Source organism: Bacillus sp. 22475, assembly GCF_052044835.1.
Lineage (GTDB): Bacteria > Bacillota > Bacilli > Bacillales > Bacillaceae_G > Bacillus_A > Bacillus_A cereus.
The window spans coordinates 26,446-40,674 of record NZ_JBQENW010000019.1 but is presented as its reverse complement, the minus strand read 5'-3'; the positions used below and the strand labels follow the sequence as shown (position 1 = coordinate 40,674).

The following is a 14,229-nucleotide window of genomic DNA, read 5'->3' as shown; positions in this document are numbered from 1 at the left end:
TCTCTCTATTTATATTTTAATTAAGTATTGGCGATTAATTCATTAAATCCCTCTTTTACGATTCAATAATATTCAAAGCTAATGTATTCAAGGCATTTTCAGCTTGTAAAATTCTCTGTTTTTCCTTTTCAAATACATCTTCTTCTTTTCGAAAGGACTCTTTTCGATTTTTAATCATACGCTTCATTTCTTTTTTACTCGGTCCACCGTATACATTTCTTTTTTGAATAAAAGCTTCTGGCGATATAATTTCTTTCCACTCTTTTTCTAATAAATTTATTTTAAAATGTTCTTGCAAGTACATATTTATCTCTTTGAAGTGTAATTCATGTAGTTCTTTTTTCTGCTCCAATGACATATTTGCAATAGCACTTGCTGCATGATGAGCATGCCGAAATGGAATTTCATAATTTTTCGTTAAAACATCAGCGAAATCCGTTATCGTTATTGCATGTTTATAGGAACGACTTTTTAACGTTTCTTCTTCTACTTTCATCGTTAGGATCACTGCATTCATCATACAAAAAACACGAATCGCCTTTTCAATCCCTTTATATAAATATGGCTGCAAGTCATCTTCCGTATCGACAATATCACCAAATGGTGTATTATGAATCATTTGAAATACTGTAAATGCTTCTCCTAAAGCACTACTCGTAATTGCACGAGCGTGTTCAATTGAAACCGGATTTCGTTTTTGCGGCATAATACTACTAATTTGTACATATGGCTTTGCAACAGTAATACCGTCATATTCTTTCGTTGCTAACAACAAAAAGTCATGAATCCATCTACTCGTATTCGTCATCATTACCATAAGTAGCGAGCTAACTTCTAATAAATAATCCGCTCCGGCAACAGCATCATATGAGTTCTCAATTACAGTTGTAAATCCAAGTAGATGAGCAACTCGTTCTCGTTTAATCGGGAAACTTGTTGTAGAGAGTGCAGCCGCCCCCATTGGAGACTGATTTAAAAGCTGGTACGTTTTTTTCATTCGTTCTAAATCTCTTTGCATCGTATCATAAATTGCTAAAGTATAATGACCAAATGTTGTTGGCTGTGCCGGTTGTGTATGTGTATAAGCTGGCATGATCGTTTCCTTATGATCATCAGCAAGTTGCAGTACACTTTCTTGCAATAGCAAATGATGTTCCATTAATCGTAATATATACCGCCTTAAACTCATGCGATACATCGTTACACCCATATCATTTCTACTTCTACCAATATGCATATTACTTACAAAATCGCATTTCGCTTCTTGAGAAATTAAATGTTCGACTAAAAAAAAGAGATCTTCATGCTGCTCTGTATAGAGCAATTGCTCTTCTGGAATTCCCTCTACCTTTTTTAATGCGTGTAATATAACTTTAGCTTCTTCCTTTTTCATTAAATTTTCTTCCGTCAGCATCGTAATATGTGCTTTATGCACTTGAAACATATCTTTCAATAAGTAATTTCGTTGAAAATCAAATACATGTTGTAATACACAATCCACATATGTTTTCCCAGGGAAATCAGCGCCTTCACTCTTTATAAACTCTTCTTTACTTTGTTTCATCACCTTTTCCCCTCTCACCTAAGTATTACTACCCATCATACCCAGAGATAGAAAAAAAGTGCTTGTACATAAAAATAAACTCGGTGCTCTCTGCACCGAGTTTATTTAATAAAAGTCGCATCATACTTATCACTTTGCAACACTTGGAAATGTAAGTTTGCTAAATGTTTCCGTATTTCTGCACTATCGTCTTCATTTAAATTATTCGCCAAAAACACAATTTCTGTACAGTTTCCACGTTTATCCATAGCATAAACTGCTTTTGTAACCGTCCATGGTGTGTAACCATTCTTTTGCCCAGCATGTCTGAATGTTTTACGGTATTTCTTGGCACTCATGTCTGTTTCAACGATATTTGCCCACACTTTTTCTTCAGCCTCTGTCAAGCCACCTTTATGGTTTGCCTTTTGAAGTAATACCATATAATCATTTGCAGAAGCTGCTGGTAATCTATCTGACCAAATTTTGTCGTAACGTTCCTCTAAATAAAGCGGAATTTCCTTCTGTAATAATGGTCCCTTCTTCTTTAAGCGTTCATGAATAATCATCGCATATTCACGATATTGCTCTTGAGACATTTCTTTTAACTTTTTCTCTATTTTATATTTTGGAACATGTAATTCTTTATGCAAATATCCCGGGATATACAAAGATGAAACGATTGGAAATAGTGGTTGATGTGCAGGAAGTGATAAACTTTGTAAATTTCGATTGATGTTATCTAATCCTAACAATTCCATTAAGTATTCAGCATTTGCATTCGAACTAAACTTAACCATTCCTTTTGCCACTTCTTCTAAAGAAACCGCTCCTTCAGTTATCTTGCCCGTCTTCTCCAAATACTTTTGCCATCTATCTTGTGCACCACCATCTGTATTCGGCACATAATAGCGATTCACATCGTTAATCGACACGAAACTAGAAGAATCAATTTTCCCTTCAGTAACTTGTTTCGTATATTCAAGCGCCACAATTAATTTCATCGTACTAGCAACTGGCAATACAACATTTGGGTTTACAGAATAAACAACTTTATCATTTCTCTTTACTAGAAGCGCACTATTTTTTTCATCTTTATGTTCTTCAATAAAAGATGCAATATACTGTGCATCATCATTATTTGAACTCCACACTTTTTTCACTAAAAAGTTACCCGATATTAGCAAAACAAAAATACCCACAATCACTGCGCATACTATAGTTTTTTTCAAGTAAAATTCCTCTCCTATTGTGTAACTCTTCTCTATTTATCATTTAAAAACAAAATAATGGAGATGGTCATTTAAATAACCATCTCCATTATTTTAACTTGTATGCTCCTATTATGTCTACGTCATAAATTTCACAAAATCCTCAAGAAACTTTTTATAATGTAACGACCAACCAATTCGCACCCAATTTTTTAATGCTTTTGCATCAGGTTGAGGCCGAAAATCAGCAATACTCTCTCCTTTTGCAATTCCAGCTGTATCTACATCGACACGACGATATACATAATCTAAAAGGGATGGATTTGCCGCAACCATCATTGTAACGACGTCATGTACTGGACTTCCTTTTATTTTCGGATTTAACTTTCTATAAGCTTTATAATAGTACGTAAATATCGGCTCGATTAACTTATTAAAACTCGTTTTAGAGTGTTTCGTAATATATTTTACCATTTCCGGTGTAATAATTGCTTCAGATGTAACGTTAAGTGGCACTAATGTCACATTTTTGGCATTTTGCATAACTAATTGTGACGCAATGGGATCACCATGAAAGTTCGCCTCTGCGACTGGTGTTACATTGCCAGGCATTAAGAAAGCACCGCCCATTATATAATATTCTTTCACATACTTCATCATCGGCTTTTCTAAAATAAATGCTGTCGCTAATGTTGTTGATCTACCAGCATCGACTATTATTAATTCTCCTTTATATTTTTCAAGAAGATCAAAAAATGTACAAAAAGGCTTTATATTTGGTGAAAAAGTTTTTGGAGGTTTAATTGGCCCTAAACCGTCTGTCCCATGAATTTCTGGATAATACGTCGTAATATCTCCGGATAAAGGAATTTTCGCACCATTAATAACAGGTATATCTTCCCGTCCTGCCATTTGCAATAAATATGCGGCATTACTTGTCGCCTTTTCTTGTGTTACATTTCCATATCCCGTTACTACACCAACAATATCAATATCAGGATGCAACAATCCATACATAATTGCTAAAGAGTCATCAATTCCTGGGTCTCCTAAAAATAACACTTTTTTCATCGACCTCAACTCCATCCCCTCAGTTGTTATTAATTTATGAATAACCGTGGATATACAGAATAAAAAAGAACAAATTCATACGAAAAAACGCAGTCTTATAAGGACTACGTTCTTCAGCTAACCTATACTGTTTTTTTTACAGCACTCATACTTCCAATAACATAAGCGATAAACGCAAAACAAATCGGGAAGACAACTGTATGTATACCGAACGGATTTTGATAGAAAAGATGAATACACATATATGAGCCTACCCCAACTAAAATAGACGCAAGCGCTCCTGTAGCATTTCCTTTCCTCCAATATAACCCTAATACGATTGGCCAAATGAATGCTGCTTCTAATCCACCGAAAGAAAATAAATTTAGCCATATTAAAAAATCTGGTGGTTTAATCGCCGCTGCATAAACGAGTAGTCCTACAATACCAGTAATCCACAAACTTCCTTTTTTTATCGTACTGTCTGCTGCATCTTTATTTATGTAATTTACGTATATATCTTTAATGATTGATGAACTTACAAGTAATAATAGTGAGTTTACTGTAGACATAATCGCTGCCATCGGTGCAGCTAAGAAAACTCCAGCTAACCAAGGAGGTAACACTTCCATCGCGAGTAGCGGCATTACTTTATCTGGTACCGTTATACCTGGAAGTACGACTCGTGCAAATACACCTGTTAAATGCATACCAATCATAATTGTACCTACAACAATCGTCCCAATTATTAACGCTTGATGCATCGCTTTTGAATTTTTATAAGACATGGCACGCACGCTAATTTGCGGTAAACCGACAACACCAATTCCAATTAAAATCCAAAATGATGTAACATATGATTTCGTTAAACTGCCATCTGCTCCGAATGGTGTAATTAACTTTGGATTAATTTGAACAAGTTCCTGCATAATCTTTTCAATTCCACCACCAGCAATGACAGTAGCAATTAAAATGATTGTCGTTCCAACTAACATAATGATTCCTAATAATGTATCTGATAGAGCAACTGCACGAAATCCACCAATTAATACGTACACAAGTACAGAAAAAGTAAATAAAAATAGTGCTGTTGTATACGATAGACCCGTTAGTGACTCGATTAATCGTCCACCACCGACCCACTGGGCTACTGTCGCTGAAAATAAAAAGATAATAATACATAACGCAGAAAGTATAACAACTGCTTTATTATTGTATCTCCCTTTTAAATAATCGATAAGAGTAATTGCTTCCATCTTCCTGGCGATAATTGCAAACTTTTTACCGATAACCGTTAAAACGATATACCCTGTTACAACTTGAATCGCAGATAACAGTACCCATCCAAGACCCATATTGTAAGCAATACCAGGGCCACCAATAAAGCTACTTGCACTACCGTACGTAGCAATCATTGTCATCGCTAATAATAAACCGCCTAGCTCACGCCCACCAAGAAAATATTCTTGTAAAAATTTATTATGAGCAGTTGCTTGCACACGTCTTGAAGCATATACACCAATTAAAAATACAACGATAAACGAAATTATCATTGGAATGATTACATACCAATTCATCTATTATTCCTCACTTTTTTCTTCCTCATCGAGTGAAATATCTTGAAATACAAAACGAACAACTAAACTAAGTAAAATAACCATAACGATAAATCCAACGATACAGCTATAAAAAAACCATGCGGGAAAACCTAATACATATGTATATTCATTCGGATTTTTACTACCAAGCCCATAAGCAAATCCGTACCATATTATAAAATTAATAATAGCAAGTCCAAGACCAATTAACGCTTCTCTATGGGCTATTCGAAAGCGTGGATCATCATGATAATCTTTCATTTTTACCCCTCCTCTCACGATGTATTATTGTACCATTGTTCTTCTAGTTTTTCCTACTAGAAAGCAAAAACAAGCAGGATTTTTTATAATCATATAGAAGATTCTCTTACATTACATATTTTTTACAATTGTAACACAAATGAAATTTGAATTTTCAGTATTTCTTAATTATGATTTTAATTAGAGGCTTTCCATCTAGTTTCCACATCCTTGATTTCGGAATAAGCGCCGTCTCGTACTGCGTTTACATTATATTTTCAAGGGGGTTATACAATGAGTCAACTAGCTGTAAATCTTCATGAAAAGGTAGAGAAGTTTCTTCAAGGTACAAAAAAGTTATATGTGAATGGATCTTTCATCGAAAGCGCTTCCGGTAAAACATTTAAAACACCTAACCCAGCAACTGGTGAAACACTTGCCGTCGTTTTTGAAGCTGGTCGCGAAGATATTCATAAAGCTGTAGTCGCAGCTCGTATGGCTTTTGACGAAGGTCCTTGGTCTCGTATGAGCACCGCTGAGCGAAGCCGTCTCATGTACAAGTTAGCTGATTTAATGGAAGAACATAAAGAAGAGCTTGCACAGCTCGAAACATTAGATAACGGAAAGCCAATCCGTGAAACAATGGCAGCAGACATACCACTTGCAATTGAGCATATGCGCTATTACGCTGGCTGGGCTACGAAAATCGTTGGTCAAACAATTCCTGTTTCCGGTGATTACTTTAACTATACACGCCATGAAGCTGTTGGTGTCGTTGGTCAAATTATCCCTTGGAACTTCCCGCTTCTTATGGCAATGTGGAAAATGGGGGCAGCGCTTGCTACAGGATGTACAATCGTTTTAAAACCTGCAGAACAAACTCCACTATCTGCTCTATACTTAGCTGAATTAATTGAAGAAGCTGGATTCCCGAAAGGTGTTATTAATATCGTACCTGGATTCGGTGAATCAGCTGGGCAAGCTCTCGTTAATCATCCACTCGTTGATAAAATTGCATTTACCGGTTCTACTCCTGTCGGTAAACAAATTATGCGCCAAGCATCCGAATCATTAAAACGCGTTACACTTGAGTTAGGCGGTAAATCACCAAATATCATCTTGCCGGATGCTGATTTATCTCGCGCGATTCCTGGTGCACTTTCTGGTGTTATGTTTAACCAAGGACAAGTATGCTCTGCTGGATCACGCTTATTTGTTCCGAAGAAAATGTATGATAATGTCATGGCTGATCTCGTCCTCTATTCTAAAAAACTAAATCAAGGTATCGGTCTTAACCCTGAAACAACAATTGGCCCTCTCGTTTCCGAAGAACAGCAAAAACGTGTAATGGGCTACATTGAAAAAGGGATTGAAGAAGGCGCTGAAGTACTTTGCGGAGGAAGTAATCCATTCGATCAAGGCTACTTCGTTTCTCCTACAGTATTCGCTGACGTAAATGATGAAATGACGATCGCAAAAGAAGAAATTTTCGGTCCAGTTATTTCTGCAATACCATTTAACGATATTGATGAAGTAATTGAACGTGCAAATAAATCACAATTCGGCTTAGCGGCTGGTGTGTGGACAGAAAATGTTAAAACAGCACACTATGTTGCAAGTAAAGTACGTGCAGGTACAGTGTGGGTAAACTGTTATAACGTCTTTGATGCAGCATCTCCATTTGGAGGATTTAAACAATCTGGTCTTGGCCGTGAAATGGGATCTTATGCATTAAATAACTATACAGAAGTAAAGAGCGTTTGGCTTAACTTAAATTAATGAGAAAGAACCTGACCTATCCGGTCAGGTTCTTTTCATTATGCATTCCTTTAAACTTGCAGTCCTCCGCTCACATTTAATACTTCACCTGTAATATAAGATGCGTATTCTGATGCTAAAAAAGCTGCTGCGTTCGCAATATCTTCTGGCGTTCCAATTCTACCAACTGGAATCGCGCCAACCATCTTTTCTTTCACTTTATCTGGTATCGTTTTTGTCATATCTGTATCCATAAACCCTGGACAAATCGCATTACACGTAATACCGAAACTTCCAACTTCTTTCGCTGCCGTTTTCGTTAAACCTACAACGCCTGCCTTCGTAGCCGCATAATTTGCTTGACCTATGTTTCCTTCTCTACTAATTGAAGATATATTAATAATGCGTCCATACCCTTGTTGTCTCATGTAAAGAAGCGCTGGTTGCATACAATAAAAAACACCAGTTAAGTTCACTTGTAATACTTGTTCCCAAGCAGACTTCTCCATTTTATGTAACATTGCATCTCTTGTAATCCCGGCGTTATTCACCAAAATATGTAATGTACCGAATTTTTGAACCGCATATTCAATTAACGACTTCGCTTCATTTTGATTACTCACATCACATCGATATGAGCATACTTCATATCCTTCGTCCGATAATTCACGTGTCGTTTTTTGTAGCTTCTCTTCATTTACATCGCTAATTAATACTTTCGCCCCCAGCTTTGCATAAACCCTTGCAATCTCTTTTCCAATTCCCTGTGCACCTCCTGTTACAACAGCTGTTTTCCCATATAAAAACTCCATTCCTATCCCCCATTTCTATTACTTATACTGTATATTTCGGCTTTTTACTTTCCAATTCCTCTTTGTATAAAAAAGTCTATTTGTGTCAAACTAACTTTGCAACGTCGCATAAAGTGCAAGGAGATTATGTCGAATGAACAAAAAAAATTTCAAACAAAGCAAAGCAACTGATGGCATTGATGTTGAGTTCTCTCGCGAACTCGCTGACCACAATGACTTAGAAGCAAACGCACGTGCAAATGCCGCTGATGCACGTCAAAAACGCCAATCAACCGAAAAATAAGGTACATCACAACCTTATTCTTTTCAAAAGGGACCTACTACCCAACAAAATAAACCGAGAGACATCTCTCGGTTTATTTTCTATATTTTTTTGCATAATGAGCCAAAGTAAGCAACGGATATATATGAGCATAACTATGATAACAAATATAAAACCCACCTGGTAAACCTGTTCCAGTAGGATATTTTTCATTTATATAAGGGTTGGAGAGCAAATATGAAATACCTTTTCGAATGACTGGCGTTTCTTTATCATAGTAAGAAATGAGGGCATCTAACGCCCATGCTGTTTGGGATGGTGTACTAAATGGTAAAGTAACGAACCTTTTCTCCACACTACTGTGGCAAGATTCTCCCCAGCCACCATCTTCATGCTGTATATGTTCAAGCCATAAAGCGGCTCGTTTTAATGATGGGTTGCTAGATGGAGTTCCTAGTGACCGTAAACCAGTCATAACCGCCCACGTACCATATATATAACAAATCCCCCATTTCCCATACCATGATCCATTTTCCTCTTGTGCATTCGTTAACCAATTTATCGCACTTTGTTTTTGTTTCTCAGGCAATTCGTTTTGTCCATACGTCCCGAAAAACTCTAGCACTCTCCCTGTAATATCTGGTGTAGAAGGATCTGTAATCATATCACTCGCATTTTCGATTGGTAAATTTGCTAATATACGGCTCGTTACCCCTTTTTCAAAAGCTCCCCAACCACCATCATTATTTTGCAATCCTTTAACCCAATTAACCGCTCGCTTCCAAGCATTGTCTACATTTTCGTTCCCTCTACTTCGCGCCAATGCTCTTAACACAGCAGTTGTATCATCAATATCTGGAATCGTCGTATTCACATCCGAAAAGCCCCAACCACCTGGGAAGAGATCCGGTGCATGTACACTCCAATCTACTTTCTTTGTTTGCTGTTTTCTTAGTAAATACGCTGATGCATTTTGAATCACTTTACTTGCTTTCGGAACTTGAGCTTCTTGCAAAGCATAACTGAGTAAAGCTGTATCCCATATAGTTGACGGAGAGTTTTGCAAATGGCTCCCTCTTTCCATCTTCCATATATAAGATGTAATTCCCATTATAGCCTTCTGAATAATTGGTGATTGAATAGAATGTCCTAATGCAAGTAAAGCATAAATCATATAAAACGAAGCAGTTGCGTAACTATATAATGTTCCATTTTCATCAATACGCTCTTTCATAAAACGTTCTACTTCCTCATATCCTTTATGATGCAAAGAAAGTGGATACGTTATAATTTTCTTCACGTCACTTGCTAACGTTTGAAAAACTGGAGACCGATCCTCTCGAAACCATTCTCCGCCCCCGCCTGCAATGTGATTTAAATTTGGCAATAACTTTTTCCCTACTCGAAACCTTTTATTTAAGCACAGCATCATCGGAATTAAATGGATACGTGCTGAGCTACTCAATTCAAATATACTGAGGGGGGAATCATTCTGTAGAAACATGATTGGTGTTGGTAAATGGAAGAGTGAAGGATATTCATATTCTCCATGAATTGCTAATAAAAACTTCGTCATAAAATGAGCACGCGCCACGCCTCCGCGTTCCTTAATAAAATTTTCCGCTCGCTTCATATTCGCATCTTCTTTTGTATATTTTTTCGATGCAAGTAAGGCGGCATAAGATTGAATGGTAGCTGATAAATTACCTCCCACTTCATCTTCATACAATTTCCATGTTCCTTCATTTGTTTGAAGTGATGCTAATCTTTTTACAAACGGTTCTATCTCTTTATCTCTACCTAATAATTTTAATAAAAAAATCATATGGCAATCTGTTAATGGAGCTCCTTCAAAACAAAATCTCCACGTACCATCTTGCCGTTGCATCGATTGAAGTGTAGTTGCTCTTCTCGCTATTTCTTCATGCACTTTTTCATATAATAACAAGTTATTCACCCACCCTTTCGAAATCCGTATAACGATATTCAAAAAAGCAGGTGAATATGTATGAAAACAAAGAAAAGCAGAACATATAAAATGTTCTGCTCATAAACAATATCCTACTCCGACAATAATCCCTAATAAAGCACCAACTACTACTTCATACGGTGTATGCCCAACAAGTTCATTTAACTTCTTATATTCTGTTTGTCTACCGTGAAAAAACTCATTCAATATTTTCGCCTGTTTACTTACAGCAAGCCTTACTCCTGAAGCGTCATACATAACTATAATGGCAAAAATAGCAGCAATTGCAAACAAAGTACTTTCCACACCTTCCACAACGCCAACACCTGTCGCCAATGCTGTAACAGTTGAAGCATGAGAACTTGGCATCCCACCTGAAGCGAAAAACTTTGCAAAATCAAATTCACCCGTTTTGACTAATTTAAAGACTACTTTCGTTAATTGTGCTAAAAACCATGAAATTACAGCGGCCATAAGCGGATCATTATGTAAAATTGTTTCCACGTTCTCAGCTCCCTACTAGCTATAATGGAAATCCTATATAGTATCAGTATAAAGAAAAATGCGTAGAAAATACTACGCATTATGATACTTTTGCTGATTTATTTTTTATAAATTTCGGTTGTTTCTGCACTAAAAACTTTGTCTTCGCTACCGAGAATACAAATAAAGCAATCCATATACAGAAAAATGCAATCATATGTGTAGATGTGAAATGTTCACCAAATACAAATACACCTAAAATTAAGCTAATTGTTGGCGCAATATATTGTAAAAACCCCACCATATAAAGCGGAATAAGTTGTGCTCCTTTTGCAAAATAAAATAGTGGTAATGCCGTTACAATACCTGCTCCTATTAAAAGTAACGTTGATAACATTGAGATAGATCCAAATGAGCCGAAACCATGTGCTCCTGTCATAACAAGATAAATGATTGCAAACGGCGTCACTAACATCGTTTCCATCGTAAGTCCAATTGTGGCATCATAGTTTAACAGTTTTTTCGTTAATCCGTATAATCCAAATGAAAAGGCAAGTGAAAGAGAAACCCACGGAATAGATCCGAAACGTACTGTTAAAATGACAACCCCTACTCCTGCTAAACCAACTGCAACATATTGCCAAAAGTTTAACTTTTCCTTTAAAACGACTGTACCAAGTAAAATACTAATAAGCGGATTAATATAATAGCCAAGACTCGCTTCAATAACATGATTATGATTAACGGCCCATATGTAAACAAACCAGTTTCCGCTAATCAAGACTGAAGCTATTGTTAATGACATTAATAATTTAGGTCGTTTAAAAAGATTCACAAATTCCCCAATAAACTGGCGAAACCTCTTCGTAACACCTAATACAAGTAACATAAAAACAAATGCCCAAACGATGCGGTGTGCTAATATTTCATCTGCTGGAACTTCCTCAACCCATTTCCAATAAATCGGTAGAATTCCCCACATCGTATAAGCACCAGCCGCATATAGTATCCCTTTTTTTTGCTCTGCTGATTGACTCCCCATCTTCCTTTTTCTCCTCTTCTCATTTTTTCTCCATTATACGGTCTCACATGCTCACTTTACCAATAATCAATCTGCATTTCTTTCGACATTTCTCATACAACGAATAATAAACATACCGTTATTACAACAAGTAACGGTATGCCGAAAACAAATTTCTTTTTATGAGTTTTATGATGAAACATATACATACCGATCCAAGCTCCAACTGCTCCCCCAGCTGCCGCTGATAAAAACAGCGTACTTTCTGGCGTTCTCCACTGTTTCTTCTTTGCTTTTCGTTTATCAAGCCCCATAAGGCTAAAAGCTATAACGTTAATAATAAGAAAATAAATCCATTTCATCGCTTTCTCTCCTTATGAAAAATTCGCTTAATGGTAACACGAAAAAACGCCGGAAACAACTGAAGAACTCTTTTTATCAAACTAGTTTCATTCCTTTTTCTTAATTAGTTACCTTCATATTTACAAAACCAACTAAAATCGCAATTAAAGCATTTAAATAGAAAAATGTTATGAGCAGAATCTTATATTTCATTACATTCACCCACTACCATATCATCAAAAAAACTACTCTCAATCACTTTCTCCTCAAAATGAAGAACTACAATTAGCCCTACATATAAAGAAACCAAATTTAGAAACCATTCCCCATTCTCATCTTTCTTAGCTAAGCATTTAAATATCTCTTGAAATTGCATACGCTCGTCTGCAGCAACAATCGGACGCACACCAAAATATTTCAATACGAGATTCAGCTTCAACTGCACGGATAATGATAAAATATATTTTAATAGCTTCGTATACTCTGTACTATCTTTTTGACTATACAACTTCACAAGCTTTGGATGTAAATTCGAAATCGATAATTCCTCGTCAGTCACTCTAGTTACTTCTATCGTTTCAATCATCTTTTTCATATCCATCACATTCACCTCTTCTGAAAAAATTCTAAAGCCAAAGAGTACTTAATTCAAAATGTGCAATAATTGTGCGTTTCTCGTCTCTCGTTCTTCCTCACTGACTAAATCATACTTTTTTAGAAGGTGAAAAATATCATTTAATAATTTCTGTGAATGATTACCTTGTAAAAAACTCTTTAACTCTTTAAAGATCCCTTCAGGTAAAGAATTCTTTTGACTTTCGAGCTTATTCATCACATCTTCAATAGAATGATCAATGTTACACGCCATACTAAACTTCCCCCTCTATCCTCTATAAATAATATCCTCAGCTAACGATGTAAACACTTCTCCAACAAGAGAATCTTCATCATATACAGATGAACCGCTATTTTCTTCACGTTTTGCAAAAGGTACTTGTGCGATTACTTCTGTTTGCAATTGTTCTGCTAACATTTCGCCACCGCCTTTTCCGAAGAGATAATTTTTCGATCCATCTTGCTCTTCATAATAAGCCATATTTTCCACAATACCTAAAATCTCATGCTTCGTATGTTTTGCCATTACACCGACTCTTGAAGCAACAAATGAAGCTACATTGTGCGGAGTTGTAACAATTATTTCTTTCGCTTGCGGAATCATCGCTGCAACATCAATCGCAACATCTCCTGTACCCGGTGGTAAATCAAGTAATAAATAATCTAATTCTCCCCAGTGCGTATTCGCAAGGAAATTTTGAATCCATTTATTTAGCATCGGACCGCGCCACATAACTGGGTTATTTCCTTCTGTAAAAAATCCCATCGACATGATTTTAACACCGTGACTAATGACTGGAATTGCCGTTTGATCAATCATCGTTGGTTTCTTATTCGTTTCCATCATAGCTGGAATACTAAAACCATATATATCCGCATCTAATATCCCCACTTTTTTCCCCATACGAGCTAGTGCAGTTGCAAGATTAATTGTCACCGTTGATTTTCCAACTCCGCCTTTTCCGCTCGTTACAGTAATAAAACGTACTCCTGAATCCGGGCGAAGCATGCTCGGCATACCAGTTTCTGTTCTAGTATTTTTCTTTAACTTCTCTGTTAAAGCTGCACGTTCTTCTTGTGTCATAGAACCAAATGTTATCTCCACTTTAGAAGCACCAATTGCGTGAAGTGATTCTTCAATATCTTGTTGAATTTTTGCTTTTAACTGACAACCTTGGATTGTTAGTACTACTTCAAGTTTAACCTCTGTTCCGTTCATTTGTATATTTCTAACCATATTTAATTCTACAACACTTTTGTGTAACTCTGGATCCTCTACATGTTTTAATGCATTCATTATTTGTTCTTGAGTAAGCATGGAACTC

15 protein-coding genes are annotated in these 14,229 nt (G+C 36.4%); 2 read left to right on the top strand and 13 right to left on the bottom strand.

Annotated features, from left to right (window positions below):
- Positions 1 to 55 precede the first annotated feature (55 nt).
- The 5 genes from argH to ACTJJY_RS23220 all read right to left on the bottom strand — a co-directional run bounded on the left by argH (position 56) and on the right by ACTJJY_RS23220 (position 5,663).
- Positions 56 to 1,564: an argininosuccinate lyase gene (gene argH, locus ACTJJY_RS23240; RefSeq protein ID WP_440606665.1), complete on the bottom strand. Its 1,509-nt coding sequence runs from the start codon at positions 1,562 to 1,564 to the stop codon at positions 56 to 58.
- 101 nt (positions 1,565 to 1,665) lie between these two features.
- Positions 1,666 to 2,775, bottom strand: a complete 1,110-nt coding sequence (locus ACTJJY_RS23235) for a serine hydrolase (RefSeq protein WP_000751366.1) — start codon at positions 2,773 to 2,775, stop codon at positions 1,666 to 1,668.
- A gap of 117 nt (positions 2,776 to 2,892) precedes the next feature.
- The gene (locus ACTJJY_RS23230; RefSeq protein ID WP_000756458.1) at positions 2,893 to 3,825 is read right to left on the bottom strand and encodes a nucleoside hydrolase; all 933 of its coding nucleotides are present in this window, start codon (positions 3,823 to 3,825) and stop codon (positions 2,893 to 2,895) included.
- A gap of 122 nt (positions 3,826 to 3,947) precedes the next feature.
- The gene (gene panF, locus ACTJJY_RS23225) at positions 3,948 to 5,381 is read right to left on the bottom strand and encodes a sodium/pantothenate symporter (protein WP_440606664.1); all 1,434 of its coding nucleotides are present in this window, start codon (positions 5,379 to 5,381) and stop codon (positions 3,948 to 3,950) included.
- A gap of 3 nt (positions 5,382 to 5,384) precedes the next feature.
- A complete protein-coding gene (locus ACTJJY_RS23220) occupies positions 5,385 to 5,663 on the bottom strand; it encodes a YhdT family protein (protein WP_000656239.1) in 279 nt (92 codons plus the stop codon).
- Positions 5,664 to 5,936: 273 nt separating this feature from the next.
- Here ACTJJY_RS23220 and dhaS point away from each other — a divergent pair, with 273 nt between their 5' ends.
- Entirely contained in the window at positions 5,937 to 7,421 is a 1,485-nt protein-coding gene (dhaS, locus tag ACTJJY_RS23215) for an aldehyde dehydrogenase DhaS (RefSeq protein WP_440606663.1), read from the top strand.
- Positions 7,422 to 7,471: 50 nt separating this feature from the next.
- Here the strand turns inward: dhaS and fabG are convergent, their stop codons facing one another.
- Complete coding sequence (gene fabG, locus ACTJJY_RS23210) at positions 7,472 to 8,212, bottom strand: 3-oxoacyl-ACP reductase FabG (protein ID WP_440606662.1); 741 nt, start codon at positions 8,210 to 8,212, stop codon at positions 7,472 to 7,474.
- Between the two features lie 133 nt (positions 8,213 to 8,345).
- On the opposite strand from fabG, the gene ACTJJY_RS23205 reads away from it, so the two are divergent.
- Positions 8,346 to 8,495, top strand: a complete 150-nt coding sequence (locus ACTJJY_RS23205; RefSeq protein ID WP_001035815.1) for a YfhD family protein — start codon at positions 8,346 to 8,348, stop codon at positions 8,493 to 8,495.
- Between the two features lie 73 nt (positions 8,496 to 8,568).
- Here ACTJJY_RS23205 and ACTJJY_RS23200 read toward each other — a convergent pair whose 3' ends face one another.
- The 7 genes from ACTJJY_RS23200 to ACTJJY_RS23170 form a co-directional block, all read right to left on the bottom strand.
- The gene (locus ACTJJY_RS23200) at positions 8,569 to 10,422 is read right to left on the bottom strand and encodes a terpene cyclase/mutase family protein (protein ID WP_440606661.1); all 1,854 of its coding nucleotides are present in this window, start codon (positions 10,420 to 10,422) and stop codon (positions 8,569 to 8,571) included.
- Positions 10,423 to 10,521: 99 nt separating this feature from the next.
- A complete protein-coding gene (locus ACTJJY_RS23195) occupies positions 10,522 to 10,947 on the bottom strand; it encodes a divergent PAP2 family protein (RefSeq protein ID WP_000447823.1) in 426 nt (141 codons plus the stop codon).
- 79 nt (positions 10,948 to 11,026) lie between these two features.
- Positions 11,027 to 11,968, bottom strand: a complete 942-nt coding sequence (gene rarD, locus ACTJJY_RS23190; RefSeq protein ID WP_440606660.1) for an EamA family transporter RarD — start codon at positions 11,966 to 11,968, stop codon at positions 11,027 to 11,029.
- 92 nt (positions 11,969 to 12,060) lie between these two features.
- Positions 12,061 to 12,309: a DUF1294 domain-containing protein gene (locus tag ACTJJY_RS23185; protein ID WP_000871349.1), complete on the bottom strand. Its 249-nt coding sequence runs from the start codon at positions 12,307 to 12,309 to the stop codon at positions 12,061 to 12,063.
- A 182-nt stretch (positions 12,310 to 12,491) separates the two neighbouring features.
- Positions 12,492 to 12,890 carry a hypothetical protein gene (locus ACTJJY_RS23180; RefSeq protein ID WP_000367304.1) on the bottom strand — a complete coding sequence of 133 codons (399 nt, stop codon included), beginning with the start codon at positions 12,888 to 12,890 and terminating at the stop codon, positions 12,492 to 12,494.
- 42 nt (positions 12,891 to 12,932) lie between these two features.
- Positions 12,933 to 13,157, bottom strand: coding sequence for a hypothetical protein (locus tag ACTJJY_RS23175; RefSeq protein ID WP_000752378.1), 225 nt, complete (start codon positions 13,155 to 13,157; stop codon positions 12,933 to 12,935).
- 15 nt (positions 13,158 to 13,172) lie between these two features.
- Positions 13,173 to 14,222, bottom strand: a complete 1,050-nt coding sequence (locus tag ACTJJY_RS23170) for a P-loop NTPase (RefSeq protein WP_440606659.1) — start codon at positions 14,220 to 14,222, stop codon at positions 13,173 to 13,175.
- Between the last annotated feature and the right edge of the window lie 7 nt (positions 14,223 to 14,229).

Coding starts and splice junctions, on each gene's coding strand:
- ACTJJY_RS23180 (WP_000367304.1), bottom strand. CDS start 12,890: ATGGATATGAAAAAGATGATTGAAACGATAGAAGTAACTAGAGTGACT.
- ACTJJY_RS23185 (WP_000871349.1), bottom strand. CDS start 12,309: ATGAAATGGATTTATTTTCTTATTATTAACGTTATAGCTTTTAGCCTT.
- panF (WP_440606664.1), bottom strand. CDS start 5,381: ATGAATTGGTATGTAATCATTCCAATGATAATTTCGTTTATCGTTGTA.
- ACTJJY_RS23170 (WP_440606659.1), bottom strand. CDS start 14,222: ATGCTTACTCAAGAACAAATAATGAATGCATTAAAACATGTAGAGGAT.
- dhaS (WP_440606663.1), top strand. CDS start 5,937: ATGAGTCAACTAGCTGTAAATCTTCATGAAAAGGTAGAGAAGTTTCTT.
- argH (WP_440606665.1), bottom strand. CDS start 1,564: ATGAAACAAAGTAAAGAAGAGTTTATAAAGAGTGAAGGCGCTGATTTC.
- fabG (WP_440606662.1), bottom strand. CDS start 8,212: ATGGAGTTTTTATATGGGAAAACAGCTGTTGTAACAGGAGGTGCACAG.
- ACTJJY_RS23175 (WP_000752378.1), bottom strand. CDS start 13,157: ATGGCGTGTAACATTGATCATTCTATTGAAGATGTGATGAATAAGCTC.
- rarD (WP_440606660.1), bottom strand. CDS start 11,968: ATGGGGAGTCAATCAGCAGAGCAAAAAAAAGGGATACTATATGCGGCT.
- ACTJJY_RS23220 (WP_000656239.1), bottom strand. CDS start 5,663: ATGAAAGATTATCATGATGATCCACGCTTTCGAATAGCCCATAGAGAA.
- ACTJJY_RS23205 (WP_001035815.1), top strand. CDS start 8,346: ATGAACAAAAAAAATTTCAAACAAAGCAAAGCAACTGATGGCATTGAT.
- ACTJJY_RS23230 (WP_000756458.1), bottom strand. CDS start 3,825: ATGAAAAAAGTGTTATTTTTAGGAGACCCAGGAATTGATGACTCTTTA.